The sequence below is a fragment of the Pseudoalteromonas sp. NJ631 genome (assembly GCF_000276645.1).
In the GTDB taxonomy this organism is placed as follows: Bacteria; Pseudomonadota; Gammaproteobacteria; order Enterobacterales; family Alteromonadaceae; genus Pseudoalteromonas; species Pseudoalteromonas piscicida.
The window spans coordinates 114,144-139,042 of record NZ_AKXJ01000011.1; the positions used below are offsets into that span (position 1 = coordinate 114,144).

Annotated in this window: 19 protein-coding genes; 7 read left to right on the top strand and 12 right to left on the bottom strand. The window is 44.9% G+C overall.

What is annotated here, in order from left to right:
• Window positions 1-4: 4 nt before the first annotated feature.
• From A587_RS0117205 to A587_RS0117215, 3 genes are all read right to left on the bottom strand, one after another.
• A complete protein-coding gene (locus A587_RS0117205; RefSeq protein WP_017218577.1) occupies window positions 5-1,270 on the bottom strand; it encodes an MFS transporter in 1,266 nt (421 codons plus the stop codon).
• A gap of 106 nt (window positions 1,271-1,376) precedes the next feature.
• Window positions 1,377-2,864: a tryptophan halogenase family protein gene (locus tag A587_RS0117210; RefSeq protein WP_232288086.1), complete on the bottom strand. Its 1,488-nt coding sequence runs from the start codon at window positions 2,862-2,864 to the stop codon at window positions 1,377-1,379.
• Between the two features lie 58 nt (window positions 2,865-2,922).
• Entirely contained in the window at window positions 2,923-5,577 is a 2,655-nt protein-coding gene (locus A587_RS0117215) for a TonB-dependent receptor (protein ID WP_017218579.1), read from the bottom strand.
• Between the two features lie 284 nt (window positions 5,578-5,861).
• Between A587_RS0117215 and A587_RS0117220 the strand changes: the two genes are divergently transcribed.
• The 3 genes from A587_RS0117220 to thpR all read left to right on the top strand — a co-directional run bounded on the left by A587_RS0117220 (window position 5,862) and on the right by thpR (window position 8,170).
• Window positions 5,862-6,728 (top strand): helix-turn-helix domain-containing protein, encoded by an 867-nt coding sequence (locus A587_RS0117220; RefSeq protein WP_017218580.1) that lies wholly within the window; start codon window positions 5,862-5,864, stop codon window positions 6,726-6,728.
• A gap of 171 nt (window positions 6,729-6,899) precedes the next feature.
• Window positions 6,900-7,622, top strand: a complete 723-nt coding sequence (locus tag A587_RS0117225; protein ID WP_017218581.1) for a helix-turn-helix domain-containing protein — start codon at window positions 6,900-6,902, stop codon at window positions 7,620-7,622.
• A gap of 29 nt (window positions 7,623-7,651) precedes the next feature.
• Window positions 7,652-8,170 carry an RNA 2',3'-cyclic phosphodiesterase gene (gene thpR, locus A587_RS0117230; RefSeq protein WP_017218582.1) on the top strand — a complete coding sequence of 173 codons (519 nt, stop codon included), beginning with the start codon at window positions 7,652-7,654 and terminating at the stop codon, window positions 8,168-8,170.
• A 2-nt stretch (window positions 8,171-8,172) separates the two neighbouring features.
• Here thpR and A587_RS0117235 read toward each other — a convergent pair whose 3' ends face one another.
• The 4 genes from A587_RS0117235 to A587_RS0117250 all read right to left on the bottom strand — a co-directional run bounded on the left by A587_RS0117235 (window position 8,173) and on the right by A587_RS0117250 (window position 11,943).
• Window positions 8,173-8,826, bottom strand: a complete 654-nt coding sequence (locus A587_RS0117235) for a hypothetical protein (RefSeq protein ID WP_017218583.1) — start codon at window positions 8,824-8,826, stop codon at window positions 8,173-8,175.
• Window positions 8,790-9,539, bottom strand: coding sequence for a hypothetical protein (locus tag A587_RS0117240; protein ID WP_017218584.1), 750 nt, complete (start codon window positions 9,537-9,539; stop codon window positions 8,790-8,792). Before A587_RS0117240 ends, A587_RS0117235 begins: the two co-directional genes overlap by 37 nt.
• 23 nt (window positions 9,540-9,562) lie before the next feature.
• Complete coding sequence (locus A587_RS0117245; protein WP_017218585.1) at window positions 9,563-10,849, bottom strand: LysM peptidoglycan-binding domain-containing protein; 1,287 nt, start codon at window positions 10,847-10,849, stop codon at window positions 9,563-9,565.
• Between the two features lie 230 nt (window positions 10,850-11,079).
• Window positions 11,080-11,943: a LytTR family DNA-binding domain-containing protein gene (locus A587_RS0117250; RefSeq protein ID WP_017218586.1), complete on the bottom strand. Its 864-nt coding sequence runs from the start codon at window positions 11,941-11,943 to the stop codon at window positions 11,080-11,082.
• A gap of 167 nt (window positions 11,944-12,110) precedes the next feature.
• Between A587_RS0117250 and A587_RS0117255 the strand changes: the two genes are divergently transcribed.
• Window positions 12,111-13,313: an acyltransferase family protein gene (locus A587_RS0117255; protein ID WP_017218587.1), complete on the top strand. Its 1,203-nt coding sequence runs from the start codon at window positions 12,111-12,113 to the stop codon at window positions 13,311-13,313.
• Between the two features lie 137 nt (window positions 13,314-13,450).
• Window positions 13,451-16,876: a GMC family oxidoreductase N-terminal domain-containing protein gene (locus A587_RS0117260; RefSeq protein WP_017218588.1), complete on the top strand. Its 3,426-nt coding sequence runs from the start codon at window positions 13,451-13,453 to the stop codon at window positions 16,874-16,876.
• Window positions 16,877-16,914: 38 nt separating this feature from the next.
• Here A587_RS0117260 and A587_RS25295 read toward each other — a convergent pair whose 3' ends face one another.
• The 5 genes from A587_RS25295 to A587_RS0117280 all read right to left on the bottom strand — a co-directional run bounded on the left by A587_RS25295 (window position 16,915) and on the right by A587_RS0117280 (window position 22,678).
• Window positions 16,915-17,436 (bottom strand): hypothetical protein, encoded by a 522-nt coding sequence (locus A587_RS25295; protein ID WP_017218589.1) that lies wholly within the window; start codon window positions 17,434-17,436, stop codon window positions 16,915-16,917.
• The gene (locus tag A587_RS24200; RefSeq protein WP_017218590.1) at window positions 17,397-18,881 is read right to left on the bottom strand and encodes a Plug domain-containing protein; all 1,485 of its coding nucleotides are present in this window, start codon (window positions 18,879-18,881) and stop codon (window positions 17,397-17,399) included. The genes A587_RS25295 and A587_RS24200 overlap by 40 nt, the downstream gene beginning before the upstream one ends.
• A 139-nt stretch (window positions 18,882-19,020) precedes the next feature.
• Window positions 19,021-19,797, bottom strand: a complete 777-nt coding sequence (locus tag A587_RS0117270; RefSeq protein WP_017218591.1) for a LytR/AlgR family response regulator transcription factor — start codon at window positions 19,795-19,797, stop codon at window positions 19,021-19,023.
• A gap of 131 nt (window positions 19,798-19,928) precedes the next feature.
• Complete coding sequence (locus A587_RS0117275) at window positions 19,929-21,254, bottom strand: sensor histidine kinase (RefSeq protein ID WP_017218592.1); 1,326 nt, start codon at window positions 21,252-21,254, stop codon at window positions 19,929-19,931.
• Between the two features lie 11 nt (window positions 21,255-21,265).
• Window positions 21,266-22,678 carry a sigma-54-dependent transcriptional regulator gene (locus A587_RS0117280; RefSeq protein WP_017218593.1) on the bottom strand — a complete coding sequence of 471 codons (1,413 nt, stop codon included), beginning with the start codon at window positions 22,676-22,678 and terminating at the stop codon, window positions 21,266-21,268.
• A gap of 249 nt (window positions 22,679-22,927) precedes the next feature.
• Between A587_RS0117280 and A587_RS0117285 the strand changes: the two genes are divergently transcribed.
• Entirely contained in the window at window positions 22,928-24,181 is a 1,254-nt protein-coding gene (locus tag A587_RS0117285; RefSeq protein WP_017218594.1) for an efflux RND transporter periplasmic adaptor subunit, read from the top strand.
• Between the two features lie 10 nt (window positions 24,182-24,191).
• Window positions 24,192-24,899: an ABC transporter ATP-binding protein gene (locus A587_RS0117290; RefSeq protein ID WP_017218595.1), complete on the top strand. Its 708-nt coding sequence runs from the start codon at window positions 24,192-24,194 to the stop codon at window positions 24,897-24,899.

Sequence of the window (24,899 nt, forward strand, 5' to 3'; positions counted from 1 at the left end):
TAATTTAACTATTTTCATTTAGAGGTTGAGACAGCGTCTTTTGACTATTGCCAAAAGTTTTATTTTTAATCAAAGGATTAGCCCATACACCAACACTCAGAATATAGCTAAGTGGCAGTAGTAACAGCAGGGCAGCAAGTTGTAAGTTGTTACTCAATTCAGCCGCAAAACCTATGATGGGAGACATAAAAGCACCGCCAATGATCCCGGTACATAAAATCCCTGTGATTGCGCCATGGCCGGTTTTGAATGAATTTAATGCCAGAGCAAAGATGACCGACCACATAATGGAGAGGAAGAATCCCACAATTGGAAAAGCAATAAGCGCTACGGTAGTGCTACCGAATAACGCACTTAGTAGTGCGATAGCAGCGCCAGAGCTGAATAAAATCAAAAGCTTTTGTGCATCAATAAGTTTAAGTAGTGCCAGTCCAAGTAAACAGCCTAAGGTTAGGCATAACCAGAATTCGCTCACCACTTTTGCGCCTTCGGTGGCTGGGTCTAGGCCATGATATTGCTGCAAAAACACGGAAATAAGGTTAGCGACACCTTGTTCTAGCGCAACATAAGCGGCGATGGCGGCAAAAAATTTCAATACGGTTTTATCTTTAAAAAAACCGATACTTTGTGACCAGCTCAGCTGCTGCTTTTTCTGCTCGGGTACCGCGCTAAATGGCGTAAATTGCGAGAGCAATAGCATCACGACGCTTAGGATAGCGAATACCGCATAGATACTTAGCCAAGCTTTGTCTGCTGGGATAACACCAGAAAGTGCCCCGCCAAATCCCTCTGCGGTGGTGACTTGAGACTGTAGTTTGCTATACACCAGAGGCGCGAGTGTTGCGGCAGCACCAAACATCAACTGCGCAAACACCGAAAGCACGGCAAAGTGTTCTGAACCACCGCTAGCGCGTAATAGTGGATTGATAGCCACTTGCAGTAGTGCCATGGCACAGCCGAGCATAAACAACGCAACCATGGCAATGGCAAACGTTGGCATTAGCACAAAGGTCGTTGCGCCAATTGCAGCAAGGGTAAATGCGAGCTGCATAACGGTTTTTTCTCCAAAACGCTGAACTAGCAGTCCCGCCGGAATAGACATCACACCATACGCGATAAAAAAGGCGAATGGGAAAAACCCCGCGAGCGTTAGGCCTATGCTGTAACTTTCTATTAGTGCTGGAAAAATCGCGCCTAAAATATTGGTGATAAAGGACACCGTAAAAAAGGTTGCCAATACTAAGGCAATCACTAGGTAGCTTTTTCTCATGTTGTATTTCCACCTTCATTAGAGAGCAGGTGATGGCGTGGCGATCTCGCTTGTGGGCAGACAAACAAAAAGATCAAGGGGAATCTCACCACCACCCGCAATTGGGTTATGCGCGGAATGCTTGTGCTCGCTGTATTTGTTCCAGTGCAGTTGTATGGGCAGTAAAATGCTCATCACTAAGCTTCGTTAGATAGGCCTTGGCCGCCTGTTCGATATGCTGTGGTGCTTGATCAAAGGGCATTTGGCAGGTGCTATCGCGATGATCCATGCCGCCAAGTAAGCAATACCAACTGGGACGAATATAGGGAGAGTACATCCTGTGTTGGTTGAGCCAAGCATCAAAATCACCACCGCTACGCCAGTGTGTGAGCAGCTCATCGAGCTCGCTTAAGCTCAGTGCCGCGACTTTTGCATCATGCCAATACTGCGTATCTGCGCGCTTGCTGGTGGCGTAATGTGCCAGAACATACTCTTTAATACCGAGCACCAGATCTGACAGTTGTTGATTGATGGCTTGTACCTCGAGCTGTTGTGAAAGCAGCCTATTCAATAACTCAATGCTATAACCTGTGACCATCAGCGCGGTGGCTTCGAGTGGTTCAATAAAGCTCTGCGCGAGACCAATAGCAAACACATTGCCTTCAACACTGCGTGTCATCATGCCCACTTTCATGGTGAGGTGTTTGGCTTGCCCTTTATCGAGTTGTGCGGCTTGACGCAGCTGAGCCTCAGCCTCTTCGGTGGTGGTATGTGCGCTGCTGTACACGTAACCATGTCCGGTTCTGCCTTGTAGCGGGATCTGCCAGCGCCAGCCGCACGGCATCGCGATAGCTGAAGTGCTTGAAGGTAGCGGGTTTATTTTATCGCCGGCAATCGCGACAGCTGAATCATTGAGTAACTGATCTGCAAAGGAAATAAAGGGCACTTCGAGTGTTTTCTCTATCAGCAGGGCGTTAAACCCTGAGGCGTCGACGTAAAAGTCGCTTTTCACCTGTGCACCCGACTCAAGTGTCAGTGCAATAATTTCTTTGGCGTGATGTTGTACGCTACTCACCGTACTTTGAATATGCATTACGCCTCGCGCTAGGCTAAATGCCCTTAACCAATCTGCAAGCTTTTGCGCATCAAAATGATAGCCGTACTCAAGCGCCCTTGGTAATGGACGCTGTGGCAGTGGTGCTTGTTGCTTGTCGGCAAGTACTGCGGCTAAAAAGTAATGTTCGGGCTTATCTATATATTCGCTACCACGACGTCTGGCGTTGGCGTTGACAAAGTAGACTTCCGCTGTTTTTGCATCCATTTCAGAGAAGAAGGGATGGAAATAGCTGCCATTGTCGCCATTCCAGTTATCAAAATAGATCCCGGTTTTATAGCTTGCTTGGCATGCGGGCATCCAATCGCGTTCTTTCACACCAAGACTTTGCATAAAAAGCTGCAAATGTGGCGTTGAGCCTTCGCCAACGCCAATTCTGCCAATACTCGATGACTCAATCACCGTAATTGATAAATTGGGTTGATGCTTTGCAAGGTAGGCTGCGCACATCCAACCGGCTGTACCGCCACCAAGGATGGTGAGTGACTGTATTGTTTTCATAGGCAAATGAGTTTTCATAGGCAAATGACCCCAGCCGTAAGCGACTGGGGCTCCGAGGTTAGAACTTATAGCTGACGCCAAGGTAATAACGCGTACCAAATTCAATGGTGTTCTGCGTTAAGTTGTAGTTGGTGTCGTAAGATTGAATAACCTCATTGGTCAGGTTTACACCCTCTAAGCTGACATCCAGATTTTCCATTGCATGCCACACCAACGATGCATCCCATTGTTGGTAGCTATCATTGCGCACCGCTTGTGCTGCACCGACGCCAATCCATTCACTACGCCAGTTATAAGCGATACGTGCACTGAACTGCTCGTTTTCGAAAAATAGCGAGCCATTGAATGAGTTTTCAGATACTCCCGGCACCATTTCTTTTGCATTATCTGGTGTGGTGGTTTCACTATCCACGTAGGTGTAGTTAGTAATAAAGCCGAAGCCATTATCAAAGCTATGTTGAAGCTGCAGTTCTATCCCTGTTACGTCACCGTCTCCGTTACTACGTGGGCGTGTGACTCGGCATTGATCATACTTAGAAGGGTCGGTACCGCATCCGTCTACATATTCAATCGCTTCGGTAGAAAAGACAACGTTGTCAATTTTCTTCACAAAAACGGCTGCTGAGAGCAAGGAAGCTTCGGTAAAGTAATATTCGACGCCAATATCAGCTTGATCTGCTTCGTATGGTTTAAGGTTCGGGTTACCACCGGTGGCAGAACCAAAGTTAGCATCAATCGCTAGACCTGGTTTTAAGTCGTTATAATTAACTCGAGACATAACGCTAGAGGCGGCCGCACGGATGATAATATCGTCGCTGTAGTCATAAGCGAAGTTGATGCTCGGTAGCCAGTTGTCGTAGTCAACCGTTTCATCGAACACCGTGTTATCAACATAACCGCTGGACTGCTGTTCTGTATCCACATAGCGTAAGCCGATATTACCGCGGAAGTTTTCACCGCTGAATTCACTTTGCACATAGATAGCGAGCATATCTTCTTCGACATTGTAGGTTTTACCAAAATCTTGCTGCTCGATTAATTCACCCGCCTCATACTTGCCAGTGATAAAATTCCACCACTTATCTTCATCGAGCTTGGCGTATGAATTAAGAATATGTCCGCCCGTTTGCGAATGAAGATTGGTAAAAATACCATCACTCCAGTTAGCTAAGCTATTACCATCAGGGACAAAACCAACAACATCCGCTGGATTTCTTTGTATTGCGATACGTGCAAATTCGTTTTTATTAACCTTCACACCCGCTTTGATGTTCTTGAAGTAATCATGCTCTAGCATCCACTTGATATCGGCTTGCGCATAACTTACCTCATGTTCTTGAATCGTAGTTTGGAAGTTCGATTCATGAGCAAATTTGAGCTGTGAGGCATCGGTTGGGTCTAGCGAATCAAACCAAATTTGATAAGGGCCGGATGCATCGTAAGTAAAGCCGCCATCAGTACTATTTTGACCGTTAGGGAAGGCTGGATCGCCAATTTTTCCACCCTCATCTGTTGCCGGGATCCACCAACTTGAGGAGCCAAACTGTGTACCACCATCAGATGTTGATCGACCAATAACACCGCTAATCTCGAAAGTTTCACCGACGTATTTACCACTGAAGTTTAAAGCATCGACTTCCATATTTACGGCGTTACGAACAGTAGGGTTGTATATGATGTTCGCGTAAGCTGGCAAAATACGCGCACGCTGTGTACCGCCTGCAGCGTTGTTTTGTACATCAACAGCACCTGCACCACGGGCACTTACGGTAAGAAAGTTATGGTTTACATGTGGATTGTCAAACTCAAAGCGAAAGTAGTCTACCGCAAATTCGGTGTTATCGCTTGGTGCAAATTGCGCGGTAAGTTGCGCGCTGGTGCGCTCGCGCTCAGCTCTGAATGCTTGCGAGCCGATAGCCCAAGCGCCCACTGTAGATGCTTGTCCCGTGTCTTGATCCGCCGCAAAATATTCATAGTAGCCACCAATGGATTCAATAACGTGACGGCCTGAAGTCAGGTTCTCAATAGAGTATGCTGCGAGCACACCAAATTTTTCATCGTCACTTTTCCAGCTACCTAAAAATGAGCCACTTATATCATTTTCATCATACAAGGTAGATCGGCCCATTTCTGCTGACACCATGTAAGTGTGTGCATCTAAGTCCAGTGGCTTACGCGTGATAAGATTCACTGTACCACCCAGCGCACCTTCTTCAAGGTTTGCTTCAGGCGTTTTGTAGACGTTAACTGCCGAAACTTGCTCTGCTGATAACAGCTCCATGTTAAAAGTACGCGTCGATGGACCCAAATCATACCAATCGGTACTGGCAACGGATTGGCCATTTAATAAAATACGCGATTGCTCGGGCGCGGTACCACGGATAGTAACACCACTTACTTCACCATATTGGCGGTCGACCGTAACCCCAGAAATACGCTGTAGCGCATCACCAATGTTTTTGTCGGGAAACTTACCAATATCTTCCGAGGTGATAGCATCAACAATACCATCTGCAAAGCGCTTGGTGTTCATTGAAGCTTCAAGCGAGCGGCGAATGCCTCTTACTTCAATCACTTCGACTTTTTCTGTTGCGCTTTGTTCTTCGGCTAATGCTGATGGTGCAGCGGTGAGTAAAAGGGGGGATAAGGTACTTGCTGTCACGATGGCGGCAAGTTTATTCAATTTAAATTGCTTCAACTTAGTTGTTTTCATTGTTCTGCCCATTGTTCCTATTTGTTGTTGGCAGAAGCTAGGGTATCGCCTTGAGTGTTTTTTAAGCGGTATATTTCTATCTACTAATGATACTTTTCACGCTTAAATGAGCGTAATTTGACAAAAATACTTCACTGCACTTCAGGCTGTCGCTATATTTCGATAGATTAATATTGTTTGGTGATTGAATTTGCATGGTGTGCAACTAGGTGTAACGAGCAGTTGTTTTAAAATTTATAACATGCAGATTTTAAATAAGTTTATTAATGTAAAAGGAAATTGCTATGCGAGCGATGTACGAGAAAGTACTACCATCTCCTGGATGTTCATGGCGTTATTGCCTGTATCAATTGCCCGAAATTCCCTTTAATTGGCACTATCATCCGGAATATGAGATCTGTTTGACGCTCAACAGTGTCGGTGTATGTCATGTGGGCGATCATATCGCCCCTTACGAAGACTTAGATTTGGTTATCCTAGGTCCTGACTTACCACATACTTGGCAGTCAAAACCGAATCCGGATCACTCCGCTCATGTTGTCCATGTTGCACAAATACCTGCGCACTGGTTGGAGTCTTTAGTGGCCCAGCACCCTGAATTACACGGCTTATCTGAATTGTTAAATGCAGCGCGCCGTGGCGTTAAATTTCCTGTAGAAATCGCAAGGCAAGCGAAAAAGTGGTTCGAGCAAATCGCGGATGCCGAGCCGTTAATGCGCTTTGTGCTTTTACTCGAAATGTTAACGCAGATGACGACATCGAACTATCAACATTTAGCCAGTAGTGGCTTTCGCTTTGACGCCCGCCATGACCCCGCGAAAGACAAGTTCGACCGGGTTATTGCCTATATCTATGACAATTACACCGACAAATTAAGCGCCGATGAGCTTGCACAACAAGTGCACATGAGCACCAATCACTTTCATCGTTTCTTTAAAAAGCGCACGGAGCGTACTGTGACGGAATTTATCAATCAGCTGCGTATTGCCAAGGCCTGCAAACTATTAATTAGCTCCGCCTCTCCCATTAGTGTGATATCGGATCAATGTGGTTTTAATAATATTTCTAATTTTAATCGTCGTTTTCAAGCGTTGAAGGCGTGTACACCCAGTGAATTTCGCGCACGGCTGCACCAAAAGGCATTGTATTGATCTAAACGTGGGCCTGTTTATTGTGCTTTTTAATCAAAACTTTAATTCAAACCATGAATATTTCGTAATGCTATGATATTCATGCTTATTCCTAAATATTCAACTTGGTATTTACCAAGGAATTGCCAAGAATGTGCGAGGTCGCAACAATAATAAGCGAGGATGACCGTGATGACACTAGGACACTTTATTAAACAGATCCGTACACAAAAAGGCTTGAGCCAACCTCAGCTAGCTGAGCAAATGTGTGTTGAGCAAAGCTATTTATCTAAACTAGAAAACGACAAATCCGTGCCTTCTAACGAGGTATTTAGAAAGTTGCTAACGGCGCTCAATTTATCCTTAGATGAGTGTATGCAAACCTTATCAGCGCAAGGGAAACGTGAAGAATTAAGCCAAATTCCAGACATCGAATATTGGTATAAGCAACATCAGCAATCAAAACAAAAGCAATATAAGCAACTTGCGATGTTGGCTATTTTGCTAGTGTCTCTCGGTGTCGGATTATTTTGGAGTGGCTACAAACAGATATTTTTTAGTGAAAAGCTGTTTGAATATGAATCTCAAGGTGTATTGCAAGCCGGTGAGCCCGTCGAGCTATATAGAAAGTGGCGCTTTCTCCTTGTTCCTCATAGTAGGAATAGCGATATTGAATTTGTGGAGCAAGTTAAGCTTGCCATGGCGAAACGTTTAGACAAAAAAACGGTATTTTTCTCAGACTATAGGGGAAGCGCTTATACCGAAACGGTAACCGATGGTAGAAGGCATTATCGTTTTCAAGGCCCTAAATTTAGTGAGCGTGTAGAAAACGCCTGGCTGCAATTTGTTGGCTTATTATGCTTCTCTGCTGGGGTTATGCTAACTTTAGTAGGCAAACGGTTAGTTAAGCCTTAGTTTATTAAACCTTAAGGTAAAGGTGTAAGATGCAAAAGCGATTGTTTTTTGGTATTGGCATGGATGACGACGTTCGAGCGCATATCGGTCAGTGGCTGGTGGATAGCGTGAGTGCCAGTAAAGCCAATACACAACCAAGTAATTGGCATCTTACACTGGCGTTTCTTGCTATGGTAGAAGAGTCACAAGTAGCCGAGCTTTGTGATTTTGCTAGTAGTTTATCGGTGCCTAAATTTACACTCTCCTTTGGTGACTATGGCTACTGGCAGCACAATGGTATTTTTTACTTAAAGCCCGAACAAAAACCACAAGCTTTGCTTGATTTAGCCAATCCACTGCGTGCTTTTGGAGAAAAATGCGATCTCTATCATAATCCGCATCCGTTCTCACCACATATCACACTATTTAGAAATTGTAAGCCAGAGCCGAGTGTTACGAAGCCCATTACGCCTTTTTCACTCACAGTAAAGAAATTTCATCTCTATCATTCTCACCGCAATGAGCGTGGCTTGATCTATGACCCTATTGAGTCATTTTTTCTGAGCTGAACTTAAGACAGCCAGCGCTTTAGCTTTTTAACCAAAGTTTCAAACCAAGTGAGTTGATAACGCTGGTATTTGTCGCACTTGAGGAATAGCTTTTTGGTGGCCTCGTTTCGTGCTGGACTAATATGTAGGCGACTGCACTCTTTACTTGCGCTGTGCCAATCTTGTGCGCTGACGGCTTTAATCAAATTAGGGAAAGCCAAAAATAACTTACTGGTACCGAGGTTGTAAGCCATATCCAACAGCGCAATCTTAGCGGGGGTTGGTAACAACTGATAAGGAATGCTACCGGTATCTTGCTTGGCAAGAAAGTGCACTAAATGCTGTTCAAATTCTTTGATCTGTTCTTTAAGGTATTGTTTAGACGCTTTTGGTGGCAAGGTAAGCTCGGTATATTGCGCATACCAAGAAGCCTTGTAGCCGCTGGGTTTGCCCTTAATCTTACGGTATTCATCGCGCTTTTGTTGCAAGGTGGCAGACCGTTTAGAGCGCCTATCCCGCATTGGTAACTGGCAAAATTGCTCAACACTTTGCATATGAAAACCAACACCAATCGTCGGATTGGCATTTACGTCTAGGTACAAATGCAGTACCTCGCCCTCAAATTGCAATAGATGCTGTATTACTCGTTGATAGAATTTGTCGGTGTCGTTGAACAACTAGGTACCTCAGTGATCACTGCTTTTTCGTTCGTGGTATAGCACTGTTTTAGTATAGAACAGTAGCAGGCCTCTGCCTTAAAAACCGATTTGTGGGCATCAATTTTATCCCATAATCCACGATTAAAATTGCTTTTTGGCATGGTAAAAATGTTGAAAGTGTCGCCATCTGCCAGCAAAATCTTTTGTGGCGCACTGGAAACATACCAGCCAAACTTTTTTAGATAATTGATATTTGACTCTTCGTTTTGAGCATCGCTAAGCGCTGCTTGATAGGCATTGAGGTTGCAGCATGCATCCATAAGTTCGGTAACATCAAAGTAATTTTCGCCATCAAACTCGTACTTAATGTAGTGGATTATGGCAGGTCCGGTCCCCGAATTGCGAATATCGACTCGAATGGTTGCTTGAGTGGAGTCTAAATCAAAGTTGCTATAGCTAAATTGAAGCCATGGCCAAGTTTCAGTTTTTAGCTGCTTTTCGGCTGCGGAAACTTGCTCCTGAGCAGCCTTTGCTTGCAGATAAGTTGCGTAAAACGACGCTGCGGAAATAAACATCGCACACAAAGCCAAAATGGTATTCATTTTGGAACGAGAAAGTTTAAAGGAGCCCCTTGAGTGTCTTGAGTTGTGTGGCTGTGGCCGAGCAGGCTTTGCTGCCTGCGTTTCGGCTACATTTTCAGAGGGTAAGTTATTATTGTTATGTTCTGACATATTTATCCAACTGACACTACGGCCTAAGGCGACAGAAATACGAGTAACGTATCGCCAATTTTCAGTCTATCTGTCGATAGCTGGTTCCATTGCTTTAGCTTAGCGACACTGACATTAAATTGCTTAGCTATGCGCCATAAACTATCGCCGTGTTTTATCTTATAGTCCAGTTGTTTGTCAGCCAAAATGGGCAAAATTAGCTTTTTTCCTGCACGAATTCGGTCACTCTTTAATTGATTAAAGGTTTTTAACTCGGCGACGGTTAGCGAATAGCGTTTTGCAATGGTGCTGAGAGAGTCTCCACGTCGGATAGTGTAATGTTGCCATGTATCTGCAGGCATTTTTGGTAAGTGTGTGAGCATGGTTTGCCACTCTGACACGCGCGCTGTGGGAATGACAATATGCTCAGGGCCGCCGAGTAATGCTGGAAAACGTGCATAGCCTGGATTTAATACCTCGACTTCTTTCCAGCCTTTGAGATCAGATAAAATGGCTTGTTGTTCGAGTTTAATAACGCTGATCAGCGAGCGATTAGGGATCTTAGGAAACTTCATCAAGTCATGCTTTAACAACTGTGATGCCGCAAGTAGCTTTGGTACGTAGTGGCTGGTTTGACGTGGTAGCTTCAAATGGAAAAAGTCAGTTGGTTTACCTGCTTTTTTATTTCGTTCAATGGCCGCAAGCACTCTACCTTCACCTGTGTTATAGGCGGCAATGGCATGATACCAATCACCATCAAAACGTTTGTGGAGGTATTGCAAAAAGTCCAATGCGACGCGGGTCGAGTCTACGATATCTTGGCGACCGTCATACCAAGCGTTGATCTTGGCACCATAATGTTTTGCGATCAGCGGCGTGAGTTGCCACAAACCTGAAGCATGCTTGTGAGAATAGGCTTGGGTGTTAAAGTCACTTTCTATTAGCGGCATCAATGCAAGCTCTATTGGCATATCGCGCTTTTCGACTTCTTCTACTAAGTAATAAAGTAGCGGCGCTGCACGTTCACTGATGGTATCCATATAATTGGGATGCCTGAGGTACCAATCAATCCGTTGTTTTACACGCTTATCGTCGGAATCGGCAAAGCTGAGTTGATCTTTAATACGGAGCCATAAATCATCAGTTGCGAGTGGATCATATGGCGTTTTAACCACCGTTTTAGCTTCGTCTTTGACTGTATTTTTTGGCTTGTTATGAGTAGATTGTACGGCGTTATCTGGCGTTGGTTCATTCTGTTGAGGTTGCTGTATTTGGCTACAGCCATTTAGCAGCAGGATTGCTGCAAGTAATGGAGTGATGAGGTTTTTCATAGAGCCTTTTTTATTATCCTTTTATTATGCAGTCCAATGAGGCATCTGAACTGCATAAGATTGTATATAAATTCGGTGCAAATGCAAAAATAGGCACCTTACCTGTTGCGGCTGTGTAGTGTAGGGTGATGAAATGGATACAAAATGAACTTTAGCGTTACAGCATTTAGCATTGATTAATGGAATTAACGCAATAACACTCGGTTACTTGGTAATTGTGTATTGCTCACTTACTCAAGGCTTAGTTGGTGCTTAAACTGTGTTTTATAGGTTCGCGAGAGCGTTAATACTTTCCCACTTAGCAATGCGATTTCACTGTCACCGCTGGCGAGCGGCGTAATACTTACCACTTTAGACACATTAATAGCAAAAGAGCGATGAATACGCACGAAGCCAACGGGGTCTAAGCGCTGACATAACGTAGCAAGCGTGGAACGTAGCGGATAAATGCGGCCATTTACGTGTAGATTGACGTAATTTCCAGACGACTGTAACCACTCAACCTCTTCAACTTTAACGATAAATTCTTTACCAAGCTTACGTACCAATAAGTGATGAATAGGTTTGTGGAGTGTTTCATCTTCATCGCTTTCTTGTTTTATCGGAGATGCTTCACCAAGCATATGGGAGACACTAAATTGATAAGCTTTTATGAGTGCAATAAAAAACACTAAGCTCCATGCATCTTTTTGATATTCATAGATAAGTTCAAACCAAGAAAGGTGAAAGTTGTAATCTAGTTGCAAACTAAAATAAATCGTTTCACGTAATAACACCATGATGCCAACATGGCCAAAACAAAATAACAGTGAGGCAATAAAAAAGCTAAAAGCGACATTAAAAGGTTTGTGCCACTGCCAAGGAAATGCGTTTAAATACCAAGATATGGCAGGAATTAAGGCTAAACTGGCAGCAGCACTGGTATATTCCCATACGAAAGGTTCCCACAGCACAAAATCGAGCTGCGCATCTCGTTTGGCATCCATGATCAGAGTAATGGCATTCAAGGTGTTATTAATCGTTAGAAAGAGGGCGAGTAATGCCATTGCCATCAAAGGGTGGAACTGCTGAATAAAGGTACGTGAAAACATCATGGTTTGAGTTTTTCTTTTACTCTAGCAACTGGATGCAAAGCGGTCACTTATTTTATCCCTCTATTCCACGGTTTATCCCTAGCTATTGTTATTTAAGCAAACTTCGTTTGTTTGTACGCTGTATTGGCGCACTGTAGGGGTAAGTTTACTTTCAAAAAGAAAATAACATGGATCATTTAAATCGGCGAGTAGAGCTAGACTGGCTGCGTGTTATTGCATTTACGATACTCATTTTTTATCACACCGCTATGTTATATGTACCTAACTGGGGTTTTCACTACAAAAGTGCTTATACTTCGGTTTGGCTGGAATATCTGATGTTACTGATCTCACCATGGCGCATGTTGCTTATCTGGTTTATCTCGGGAGTTGCGCTTAGATATATTTTTGATAAACAAGGTGCATGCACAGCCATGCTCTTTCGTACTCCTTTGCTATTGCTCCCGCTATTATTTGGTATATGGCTTGTTGTGCCCGTACAACTGTACGCAGAAATGCAGCAAAATGCTGGATTAACGCTTGGGTTTGTTGATTTTTACAAACAGTTTATTGATTTTAACAGCCCTTTATTCAGTCGGTATCAAAGCGGTATTTGGCCCCATGTTGATGTCAATCACTTGTGGTATTTGCGAGAATTATGGCGTTTTACTTTGCTCCTTGCTGCACTGCATATTGTTTTCAATTCAAAGCATCAAGTAATGCTACGGCACTTTATCACTTTGTGCTGGTCAACTTATCTACTAAGCGTGCTGGCTTTTGCAAGCTTACTTTGGGCTCAGCTAGTATTGGACGGCGATAGCAAAAGAGAATTTCAGGGGTTTGTTTTTCTGCTCGCAGGTTATCTGCTTGCTAAGCATAATCGGTTTTGGGCTTGGCTTGCTCGGCAAGGTAAAGTGCTACTATCGGTTTGTGCAGTCAACGCCATAATTATTTTGCTTTTATATCATTTTTACTGGTTGCAGCAAGATACGCGCACAACCTTCATTACTTGGAGTGGGAGTCTTGTGTTGGTGTTGCAGCGCGTGTGTGCGGTGTTGTTGATATTAGCATTAGCGGCGCGTTATCTTAACCGTCCTCACCCGCTGCTTACGAGGCTCAATAAAGTGGTGTTTCCCATCTATCTCTGGCACCAAAGCGTGATTATTGCCTTGGCGCTTTGGCTGAGCCGTTATCAACTCGGTGGTGTGTTTGAGAGCCTATTGGTGATCACAGGAACGCTGCTATTTTCTGGATTGTTGTTTTGGCTGGTGCCAAAGCTGGGTTCCCTTGGGTTGATGGTGGGGTATCGCGCAGCCTTGCTGACAAACAATAAAACTCTTTGGGGCGTGGGGTGTTTGTTATTGTTGCCGCTGATCCTCCGGATTATTTAACCAGTGCACTGCGCCATTGTGCAATAAATGCTCTACTCTTATTGCTAGGGTCAGTATGCCTCCAATGGAGGATACTTCACGGATAGCATCGCCACGGGCAAGGTGGTGAGCGAAAATAAGAAGAGGGAATCAAGCAAATGAAACCAATTTCTTCACCTCTGGCGGCAATTCAGCCGCATTACGATGTACTTGTTATCGGTAGTGGTTATGGCGGTTCTATCGCTGCGTCACGTATGGCGAGAGCCGGAAAATCAGTCTGCCTACTTGAGCGAGGGCGCGAGTTTTTAACGGGAGAATTTCCGGATACCGAGTTGGAGGCCGCTGGTGAGTTGCAGTTTAATAGCCAAACAGGACACAAGGGCTCTCATTTGGGATTATTTGATATTCATATGCACCGTGAACAGAATGTCGTCGTCGGTTGTGGTTTAGGTGGCACCTCTCTTATCAATGCCAATGTTGCTTTGCCCCCAGTAGATGCAGTACTGAAAGACCCAGTATGGCCACACGCGATTAGAGATGATGAGGATGGCTTGTTGGAAGAGGGATTCACGCGGGCTCGAGAGATGCTGAAACCTGCCTTATACCCTGAATATTACCCAACTTTGAATAAACTGAAGGCTCACCAGCAGTCGGCAAATGCATTAGAAGCTCCCTTTAATAAAGTACCAATCAATGTATGTTTTGCGATGCCTGAAGGTGGCGTTAACCATGTGGGTGTTGAGCAGCAAGCATGTAATAACTGCGGAGACTGTGTGTCTGGCTGTAATTTCAATGCCAAAAATACCACTCGAATGAATTACTTACCGGATGCTTGGAATCATGGCGCAGAAATTTTTTGCCAGGCCAGTGTGCGCTACTTGGAGAAAACCGACTTCGGTTGGCGGGTGTTTTACCAAGACATGGGAACCGGCGCAGAGTGCTTTTCTGCAGCCCCGTTATTTGTTGAGGCGGATCTTGTGATTTTGGCTGCAGGCACGCTGGGCAGTAATGAAATTTTATTGCGTAGCCAAAGTCGTGGTTTGGCTATCTCTTCGCAACTTGGTCAGCATTTTACTGGTAATGGCGATATGTTGGGTTTTGGCTATAACTGCGACACCGAAATCGATGGTGTTGGGGTTGGTAATCTAGAGCCAGAAGGCAAAGCGCCTACAGGACCTTGTATCACCAGTGCAATCGATCTTCGTGAAGCGAGCGAACGCGCGCAACAAATGATTATTGAAGAGGGAAGTTTACCCGGCGCCATGGCGGGAGTGTTACCAACTGCGCTTGCAAGTGCTGCGGGTGTAATTGGGCTCGACACGGATCACGGTTTTTATGACGCTTTGGAGGAGCAAGCGAGAGTATGGCAAAGCCAATGGCGAGGCGCTTATCATGGTGCGGTAAAACATACTCAAACCTACTTAGTAATGAGCCATGACGATAGCCAAGGTGTCATAACTTTAGAGCAAGACAAGTTGAACATCCGTTGGCCAGAGTTAGGATCTCAGCCTAATTTTCATCATGCGAGTGAAAAGCTGCTTCAAGCGACAGCGGCGCTCGGTGGCACCTATGTTAAAAACCCAATTTGGTCACCGTGGTTGAATAATCGCTTGGTTACAGTTCATCCTTTAGGTGGCTGTCGGCTTGCTGAGACGGGTTCCGAAGGGGTGGTGAATCATAAAGGGCAAGTGTTTACAGGAGAGAGTGATGCCTGCTACGACTCGCTCTATGTGTCAGATGGTGCCATCATTCCAACGTCGCTTGCGGTCAATCCGCTGCTTACGATAAGTGCATTGACGGAGCGCTGCTGTGCACTTATCGCCAAGGACCGTGATTGGCAAATTGACTATCAATTGCCATCAAGCCGCTCCCGTAGCGCTGAGCCGACTACAACAGGGTTGGCGTTTACAGAGCGCATGCAGGGCTATTTTAGTCGCGTGGTAGAGCCAAGCACTACCTCTTTACAAACCTACTTGGCTGCCTATCAGCAGGGTCAAGAAACAAACCAAACGCTGTCGTTTGTATTGACGGTCACCTCGACGGATCTAGAGGTGATGTTGACCGACCCACAACATAAAGCGCATATTTCGGGTCGCGTTGAGTGCAATCTGCTTTCTGATAAACCACTGACCGTTCGCAATGGTGAGTTTCGTTTGTTTGAGCGTCAGGCCTTTCCTCCAAATACTCGGAAGATGATCTATAAAATGAATTTAACGGCGGAGGATGGCAAGCAGTACTTCTTTAATGCCTTTAAGTTAATCAAAGACGACCCAAACTCTCTCGATCTTTGGGATGATACTACAACCTTATTTGTTGATATTCATGAAGGAGAAGATACTCAAGGGGCCGTATGTGGTCACGGTATTATGAAGATAGCGCCGATTGATTTTGTGACGCAGCTTGCCACTATTCGTGTAAGTCATGCCGAGAGTAAAGCGGCTCGCTTAAAAGTCATCGCGCGCTTTGGGCAATTTTTTGCGGGCACACTATATCAAAGTTACGGCAGTATTTTTTACCAAGAAAAAACGCACAGTGGTGAATTGGTGCGCAAAAAGCGGCCGCTAAGGGCTCCAACACCTGAAGTATACTTGTTTGATACAGCTGATCATGTGCAGCTATCGCTGACTCGTTATCGTGGCGGTGACAAGGGCCCAGTTATGTTAGTGCATGGTCTGGGAGTTGCTTCGAGTATCTTTTCCACCGACATGATTGATACCAACTTAGTCGAGTACCTAGTCGCTAACCAATATGACGTGTGGCTATTGGATTATCGAGTCAGTATTTTGTTGCCTGCTGCCGCAAAGCAATCAAATGGCGATCAGGTAGCGAAATACGATTACCCAGCCGCGGTGAACAAGATCCGAACCATCACGGGAGCAGATAGTATTCAGGCGGTGGTGCATTGTTATGGTGCTACGACCTTCTTTATGTCTATGCTTCGCGGCCTTTCAGGGGTTCGCAGTGTTGTTGCATCACAAATTGCGGCGGACGTCGTGGTACCGATGGCAACAAAAATGAAAACAGGTTTACACCTCCCCTCATTTTTAGAAAGGCTGGGCGTAGACTCGCTAACGGCGCGTGTACCAGAGCAGAGCAATGGGCTTGCCTCTTTGTATGATAAGGCGTTAGGCTTGTACGCGCTCGCTGAAGCACAGGGGCGATGCAATAATGACAGCTGCCATCGCGTGACCTTTATGTACGCCTCCTTATACCGTCATGATCAGTTAACCGATTTGCTGCATGAGCATATTGATGAACTATTTGCCGAAGCCAATATTCAAACCCTAGAGCACCTTGCTGCAATTTGTCGCGCAGGAAAACTGGTTGATGCAGATGGCAAGGACGTTTACATGCCACACATCAACCGATTAAACGTGCCGACGCTATTTATTAGCGGGGCAGATAACGAATGCTATTTACCTGAGAGCACGAAAAAAACTTATGAACGTCTTTGTCTTGCCTTTGGTGATGAGCAATTTACGCGTAAGGTGATCCCCAATTACGCGCACATAGATTGTATCTTTGGGCGTCAGGCTGATGTAGATGTTTTTCCACATATTCTCAATCATTTAGAGCGATATTAGTTAGGACACTAAAGACGGTAGGCACGATTAGTATCGGCCTACCAACTTCCGCTTAGCGTGAACGCAAACTCCGGTGGTACACGCTCGTAAATAGTTTCTACTGCGCTTATGGCGTTTGCCCGTGAGGTGTTGTAATACAAGCGTCGATATTCGTATCTAGACGTGAGTGGCGAAGCTTCTAAGTTGAGCTTAACTCGCTGGCTTACTTGAAGCTGCGCTTGCAAAGTCAATTGCAATGAGCCTGATTCAATAAACTGCTCATCGGGGTAATATTCGCGATAACTATCCCCGCTGGAAATCTCTGCGCTCCACGAAAAGCGATTAAAGCTTTGTCGAAACTGCACGCTAGCCCAATGTGGAACAGTCCCGTTAATCGTACGTTTTCCTGTGAGCGCGTCACGGTATGATGCGTCTCGATAACTATAATCAAGATTGAGCTGACTGTTGTTGATCCAGCTTGATAAGTCTAGATTAACCGCACCATCTAGCCCCCAAAGTGCGGCATCCCCGGCATTTTCAACTATGCTTTCACCTCGATTATCTTGCTGATATTCATGCACATCTTTTTGCCACTGATAAAAAGGCTTAACGTTAAAACGCCATCTTCACCTTCTTCAATATCAATTTGCAGTGCAAGTTCAGTGTACTGCATTGGCTTTATTTCAAGATTGCCAAACTGTAAGCGGCCAAATCCTGCGTTGAGCTCTGGTAAAAAAAGTGAAAAATCGAGCTGTTCCACTTCATGCTTTAAGGTGGTTGTAAGCTGAATGTGTTTTGTTGCGTCATAATTTAATCGCACCAACGGCTTGGCGATGAGATGCTGAATATCTTCACTTTTACTACTGTTGGTCGAAAGCGTAGCCTGTTCGGCTGCCAGTTTGCTGTATAACTGCCATTTTGGTGAAAGCGACCAAGTAAAAGCAGCAAAAGGCTCAATACTTAGCTCTTTTATCGTGCTGTGTAACTGCTCCTCGGGCAATAGTGTGTTGGCATTCACGCGATTGATACTGGCCTCAAGACCGTACTCCGAGACAGCATCGTTTACCATCAGGCGAATTACTCGCTCGTCAGTGCGTTTATACTGTGTAAAGCTTGGTGTTGAAAGTTGCGCAGAGATACCATCAAGCATGTGCAACTCATTCTTTTGTTTTGAGTAGTAGCCTGTAAGCTGTGTGCTCCAGCGCTGACCTTGCCACTGCCTATCGATAGATATTTCGCTAGTGTCTGTTTTATCGCGCTCTTGCGAAAACGCAGATTCAACATCGCTGGGTGAAGTTGGCGTGCGGTACAGCCATTCGTATTGCGACTGCAAGTTGTCTTTTACAGCCTGAACATTGAGCGTTAGGGCACCATCCTGCATGGTTTTATGGCTGGTAAGTGAGAGCGTTATTCGCTCACTTTGCTCTTTAAATGTTTCTTCGCTCTTTTCCTCGAGAGTATTACTAGACGCAAACAGTTGACCTTTATTGGTACTTTTAAATGGCTCATCCTGAGCTTGAATATGACCGCTGTGTGTCCATTGCCCTTTAGGTAATACAAATCCCGCCATTGCTGTTTTGCCAGTGGAGGCACTGGCATTTATTGCACTACCTAGTTGCCAATTATAGGCATTGTTTTTTTCATCACGAATGATGTTAACAATTTGATTATATTGCTTAAGTGAAGGAAATGGATGGTGACTTAGGTACACTTCTAGCGCAACGATTTGGTCAACGGGAAGTTGTTTTAAATACTCCGAGACCGATCCAGACTTTACGCGGATCTCCATACCATTTAATAAAATATTGGCAGAACTGCCTCCGAGGCCGCGCTCACCACTTTGTTCAATGAGTGTGAATGACGGTAAGCGCTCGATAGCTGCAAGTGCATCTTGTGCTGCAAACTGTTGCAGTGAACTTCCAGCATAAACACTCGGTTTAGCGTTATCCATATTGGCGTAAACGCTGCTACTTATGACGCTCATTAAAGCGTAATAGGCCGCCGTGAAGGGATGAAGTCGTGTCATTGTTCCTCTTTGAATAAAAAGCTCTCCATTGCGCTATTAAAAATAAAAAAGCAGATAAAACAAATTATTAGGTACGTAAGGTGGTTCTATGGGACGGAGCGACGGGAAACCGTAAGCGGGTTCACGTCGCTCGTTGGTGTTATGCGGCTTGAGAAAGCGTATCAAAGCGTGACTTTAGTGCTTTCTTGTAGCCTTTACTCAAGCTAATTTGCGCGCCCGTTGATAACTTGATGATGGCATTACCAGAAGCTTTGGTGATGATACGTTCAACATAGGCCAGGTTAACCAAATAAGAGCGGTGGGTGCGCACAAACATATCGCTTGGCAGCATGGCTTCAAACTGAGATAGGGTCGCTCGTTTGAGGTATTGGTGTGACTCGGTGTGAATTTCAACATAGTTTTTAGCTGCCACAATGTGCACTATGTCTTTGATTTGTAAAAATGACTTATCGCCGCCTAAATCCACAAGCAAACGTTGATTTATCGCGGTACTATTGTTTTCTTTATTGCTTTCAATACGGATAAACTTGTGCCAAATCATAAAGCAGACGTAGATCACCAGCGGGTGTAATGGCGCAAAATAATACAAGGTATAGGGAATATCATCGCGATAAACGAGATAGTCGAATCCAGCTTGTATAGACATGCTCAGCACGAATAAAACCGAGCAGCAAACGAGGTAATTGCGCCAACATACCTTATTCTGTTGGCTGAGTTTATTTAGCCATAAGAAGAGTATAGGTGTGTAAATATACCAAAGCCCCCATTCCTGCAAGGCCCACCAGATAGGGTTATTCAGTCGCTCACTTTCTATCTCAACCCAATCGTGCAGTAAGTCGATTGCGGTTAAAAATATGATGACGGCAGTCCAGCCAACTCCAGTAATAGTAAGAATAGGTTTGTATACGGTGTGCACGAACTTTTCCCTAAATTAGATACTTCTAGTTTACCGATTTTTTATAAGTTCACAAATCCTCAAGGAGCGACCTGGCATGTAGTCTTATTTGCCTTTAACTAAAGATAAGCTTTAAGCAAAGCTCAAGTGAGTTAACCAAATACGCATCTGAAGCATGCGCCTTGCTCGCGCCTAAGATAAATTAAGTCGCCGCCATGATTGATCATAATTTGTCTCGATAGGCTTAAGCCTATCCCCGAGCCTTGTTGTTTAGTGGTAAAAAACGGCACGAAAATCATGTCAATGACATGTTCTGCGATGCCGGGCCCATTATCGCTTATTTCTATATAGTGCTGGCCTGCGTTATTGGCTCCAGTTTTCAACACCACTTGGCGGGTGTTTCGCTGGTCTTCGTCATTGCGCTGCTGCACCGCTTCAATGGCATTTTTGGTTAAGTTAATAAGCACTTGCTCAATCTGAGCCGTGTCTAACATCACCAGTTGGGAGTGGCTAACATCAAGCTGTAAGTCTATGTTCGCTTGATGACAGCTTTGTTGATGTAACTGATAAATCCCTTCTACAATCGACGCAAGCTGGGCAGGTTGCAGCGCTGGGCTGGGTAAATTACTCACCGTTCTAAAACGGGCGATAAAAGCGCCCAGATACTCAGTGCGTTTTGCCAGTGTTTGCAACGCTAAGGCTAGGTCTTGTTTATCCTCTTCATCGTCAAAACTTAATGTGTCGGGCAAGAGTCCCTCACAGGTTTGTGCAATGGATGACAGAGGTGTAATAGAGTTAGCCACCTCATGCGTAAGCACTTTGGTGAGGCGCTTATAGGCTTGCTGCTCTTTGTTTTGTAATGCATCACGAATGGATTGTAAGGTGACAATTTTACGAATTTGCCCTTGGATCTGCGCTGACGTTATTTGTATAGACAAGTTATCTTGTTGCTCGCCATATTGCCAATTTGCTATTGTTTTCAAGCTGTTATCGCATTCATTAATCAGTGGTGCGATATCTTCTAAATCTTCGCTGTGATTAATGGGTTTACCGAGTAAGCGGGTTACCGCTGGGTTGGACTCAATGACATTACCATCTTTATCGAAAACCAGTACGGCTAAATCTATATGCACTAAGAGGGTCTGTAAAAAGTGAGCTTGCTGCTCAGCGCTCAACCGCGCGTTTTGGATCCGCGTTTTAATTTCTTCTAAGTGTTGCCGCATGGGGTGATGTTGGCTTAATCCCAAGGAGCTATCGCCATTGGCTAAAGACTTAAGTACAAAGCCCATGTGCTTGTTTTGCTTGTTAAATTGAAAATATAAGGCCGAGATAAACACGATGGTAATAAGGGTGATCAACAGCCAAGTTGCCGAAAAGCCACCTTGTATATACAAATATAACGAGAGCCCATTGGAGATTACTAAGCCAATAATAGTAAAGAAAAAAACAAGGGTGGGGTGGTGAGCAAGGCGGGTCATTTCTTTTCTTCCTACAAATCGTACTTTTCTAAGCGACGATACATCGCCCCTCGGGTTAACCCGAGCGCTTTGGCTGCGTTTGAGACATTGCCTTGATAATGCTTGAGCGCTGCACGCACCGTACGTTGTTCAATCTCTTCAAGGTTGAAAGTGCCTTCAAAAGTGAGTGTGTTGGTGTCCGAGGTATCTTCCATACTTGCTTGTGCCGCCGTGGGATTAGTGCCAATCACGGTACTGATATCCAAAAACTCGCTTTCACTTAAGATCACCGCACGCTCAATAGCATGTGCGAGCTCTCTGACATTACCTGGCCACGGGTAGGTTTGTAGACATTGCATGTCGCTGCTATTTACCTCAAGCTGCCTTTTATACTTGTGGCAAAAGTGTTCAAGGTAGTAGTTTACGAGCAGTGGAATATCCTCGGTACGCTCGCGAAGCGGTGGCAGACGGATCTCTATGGTATTGATCCGATATAATAAATCTTGCCTAAAACGGCCTTCATCAACCGCTTTTTGCAGATTGTCGTTGGTGGCACAGATAAGCCGTATGTCCACTGAAATGGGCTTATTGCCGCCCACTGGAGTGACTTGCCGATTTTGTAGCGCTGCAAGTAGCGTTGTTTGTTGGCTCATTGGCAGGTTGCCCAATTCGTCCAAAAACAAGCTCCCCTCGTGTGCGAGTTCAAAGCGGCCTACCTTATCGCTTTTCGCATCTGTAAACGCCCCTTTTTTATGACCAAACAATTCGCTTTCAAACAAACTTTCTGAGATAGCACCCATGTCTAGGCTGATAAAGGTATTGTCGCGGCGCATACTCGCCTGATGAATGGCGTGGGCGGCGAGCTCTTTGCCCGTGCCACTTTCGCCGGTGATCAGAATATTGGCATCGGTGAGTGCTGCGCGTTCTATTGTACTAAATACCTTTTGCATGGCTGGGCTTTGACCTAAAAAAGCAAATTGATGGCTACCACTAGATTGATTGAGTGCCTGATTTAACCCTTGTGCCTGACGAGTAAGCTTACCAACTTGCTGCTTGTCTTTGGCATGGGCAAATGCGGCAGCAACCGCACCGAGTAGTTGGTCGTTTTGCCAAGGCTTAGCGATAAAGTCGGCGGCGCCTGCTTTTATCGCATCAACGGCAAGCTGAATGTCACCATAGGCAGTCATTAACAACACCACAATGCTTGGGTCTTGTTCGACAATTTTCTTTAACCAATAAAAGCCCTCTTTGCCACTAATAGCATCTTGGCTAAAGTTCATATCAAGCAAGATCACATCTATTTGCTGCGAAGCGATCTGCGCTTCTATATCAAAGGGGTTATCTGTGGTGATGATGGTTTGGTAATGCTTTTTTAGCAAAAGCTTTGCTGCAATTAATATATCGCTGTTGTCGTCGACAATTAATATGGTGCCTTCCTGCTTCATATCCTGATCGCTTTATTTTTCTTTTAGCGTACCGCAATCGTTTAGATCTCGTCTACGAAAAGTGTTCATTTATGGACACTTTGTTATTTTTGATGTGTTCTATTTCCGGACACTTATTATTCTTAGAATATAATGCTAAACGCCTAACATTTTGTAATTGCTAATAAAATCAAGCTTGGCACGGGGCTTGATATTAGTCATACATATTCGATAAAACGATTTAACCGACTAACAACAAGAGGCGTGATTATGGATAAGAAAATAGAGCGTTCAGGATTGCAAAAACATCTTAAAAAAGCGGTGGCAGGTGGTGTACTTCTGAGCATTGCAGCAGCGGCACTGGCATTCAATAACACTGCCTCTTCAGGCCGTAGTCAAAATCTCGCGCTGAGTAGTCTCACGGTGAGTACCGTAAGCAAGGGGGCGTTTGTGGACGCACTAAGCTTACGTGGTCAAGTCGTACCAAAAACCACGATTTACTTAGATACCATCGCCGGTGGTCAAGTGGAAGAGCGCTTGGTGGAGCAGGGTGAGTTTGTTGAAGCGGGTCAGCCATTAGTGAGATTGAGCAATACCAGTTTACAGCTAGACGTGATGAGTCGCGAAGCGCAAGTAACAGAGCAGCTTAACTTCCTAAGAAACACCCAAATGACGATGGAAACCAGTCGCCTTAATTTACGCCGTGACTTGCTTGAAATTGACTTACAAATTAGTCATTTGGAACGTCGTTATAAGCAATCCAAGCCACTTGTTGAAAAAGGCGTGCTGGCAACCGACAGATTGTCTGAAATTGAGGACGATTTACAGTATTACAAGGCCCGAAAGGAGCTGACGTTAGAGCGCCAAACGCAGGAAAATTCAATTCGTAAAGTACAAGTCGAACAGCTAGAAGACAGTGCTGAGATGTTACAGAAGAACTTGCAATTTGCCCGTAAAAATCTCGAAAACCTACTGATCAAAGCGCCGGTGTCGGGTTACTTGAGTGAGCTGGATGTTGAAATCGGTGAGTCAAAGAGTAAAGGGGCAAGGTTAGGCCAAATTGACATTCCGAATGAATACAAGTTGGTTGTCCGTCTTGATGAGTTTTATTTAAATCAAGTACAACCGGATATGGCAGTGAATGTGATGTTAGACAGTGGCTTAGTCAGTGCAAAGGTGAGCAAAATTGATAGCCGTGTAACGCAATCACAATTTCAGGTAGAAGTGGCATTACCAAGCGGCCAAAGCGACATTAAACGCGGCCAAAGCATAGATGTAGAACTGATGCTTGGCGGTAACAAAGAAAATGCCTTATTGCTAAAACGCGGTGCCTTCTTTACTAGCTCTGGTGGTAACTGGGTATACGTGTTGGCAAGTGATGGCAAAACCGCCGAGCGTCGTGATATTCGCTTAGGTAAAAAGAATCAAGATTATTACGAAGTGTTAGATGGCTTATCACAAGGTGAGCAAGTGATCACCTCAAGCTATAGCAACTTCGACAAAGCGCAACAACTCAATTTCTAAGGATATAACAATGATAAAACTAACTAACCTAAACCGTGTATTCCGTACTCAAGACGTTGAAACGACTGCGCTAAACGATATTAACCTCGCCGTTAATGAAGGTGAGTTTGTCGCCATCATGGGCCCATCTGGGTGTGGTAAGTCTACTTTATTGTCCATCCTCGGGATGTTGGACTCACCGTCATCTGGGCAGTTTGAGTTTGCGGGCACGGACATTGCGGGCTATAGCGAAAAACAGCTCTCACAGCTACGTAAAGCGTCTATTGGTTTTGTATTTCAAAGCTTTAACCTGATTGATGAGCTAACGGTGTTTGAAAATGTTGAGCTACCGCTGCAATACCAAAATATCTCAAAAAGTGAACGTAAGCAGCGTGTAGAGCAGATTTTAAAGCGCGTTGCCATCGACCACCGTGCCGATCACCTACCACAGCAGCTTTCTGGTGGTCAGCAGCAGCGTGTGGCGGTTGCAAGAGCGCTGGTTATTAACCCTAAACTTATCTTAGCGGATGAGCCAACGGGTAACTTGGACTCCAAAAACGGCGAAGAAGTCATGGCGATGTTACGCGAGCTAAACCGCGAAGGCACAACCGTGATCATGGTAACGCACTCAGAAAAAGAGGGGTCATACGCGGATAGACTTGTACGCCTTCTCGATGGCCAAGTGATGTTAGACAAAGCCAACACAGTGGTGCAACCACAAAAAGTAGAGGTGGCATAA

What these genes read in the sequence shown, in the direction of transcription:
- A587_RS0117205 (WP_017218577.1), bottom strand. Translation starts at nt 1,270, where the DNA reads ATGAGAAAAAGCTACCTAGTGATTGCCTTAGTATTGGCAACCTTTTTT.
- A587_RS0117210 (WP_232288086.1), bottom strand. Translation starts at nt 2,864, where the DNA reads ATGAAAACAATACAGTCACTCACCATCCTTGGTGGCGGTACAGCCGGT.
- A587_RS0117215 (WP_017218579.1), bottom strand. Translation starts at nt 5,577, where the DNA reads ATGAAAACAACTAAGTTGAAGCAATTTAAATTGAATAAACTTGCCGCC.
- A587_RS0117220 (WP_017218580.1), top strand. Translation starts at nt 5,862, where the DNA reads ATGCGAGCGATGTACGAGAAAGTACTACCATCTCCTGGATGTTCATGG.
- A587_RS0117225 (WP_017218581.1), top strand. Translation starts at nt 6,900, where the DNA reads ATGACACTAGGACACTTTATTAAACAGATCCGTACACAAAAAGGCTTG.
- thpR (WP_017218582.1), top strand. Translation starts at nt 7,652, where the DNA reads ATGCAAAAGCGATTGTTTTTTGGTATTGGCATGGATGACGACGTTCGA.
- A587_RS0117240 (WP_017218584.1), bottom strand. Translation starts at nt 9,539, where the DNA reads ATGTCAGAACATAACAATAATAACTTACCCTCTGAAAATGTAGCCGAA.
- A587_RS0117245 (WP_017218585.1), bottom strand. Translation starts at nt 10,849, where the DNA reads ATGAAAAACCTCATCACTCCATTACTTGCAGCAATCCTGCTGCTAAAT.
- A587_RS0117250 (WP_017218586.1), bottom strand. Translation starts at nt 11,943, where the DNA reads ATGATGTTTTCACGTACCTTTATTCAGCAGTTCCACCCTTTGATGGCA.
- A587_RS0117255 (WP_017218587.1), top strand. Translation starts at nt 12,111, where the DNA reads ATGGATCATTTAAATCGGCGAGTAGAGCTAGACTGGCTGCGTGTTATT.
- A587_RS0117260 (WP_017218588.1), top strand. Translation starts at nt 13,451, where the DNA reads ATGAAACCAATTTCTTCACCTCTGGCGGCAATTCAGCCGCATTACGAT.
- A587_RS24200 (WP_017218590.1), bottom strand. Translation starts at nt 18,881, where the DNA reads ATGACACGACTTCATCCCTTCACGGCGGCCTATTACGCTTTAATGAGC.
- A587_RS0117275 (WP_017218592.1), bottom strand. Translation starts at nt 21,254, where the DNA reads ATGACCCGCCTTGCTCACCACCCCACCCTTGTTTTTTTCTTTACTATT.
- A587_RS0117280 (WP_017218593.1), bottom strand. Translation starts at nt 22,678, where the DNA reads ATGAAGCAGGAAGGCACCATATTAATTGTCGACGACAACAGCGATATA.
- A587_RS0117285 (WP_017218594.1), top strand. Translation starts at nt 22,928, where the DNA reads ATGGATAAGAAAATAGAGCGTTCAGGATTGCAAAAACATCTTAAAAAA.
- A587_RS0117290 (WP_017218595.1), top strand. Translation starts at nt 24,192, where the DNA reads ATGATAAAACTAACTAACCTAAACCGTGTATTCCGTACTCAAGACGTT.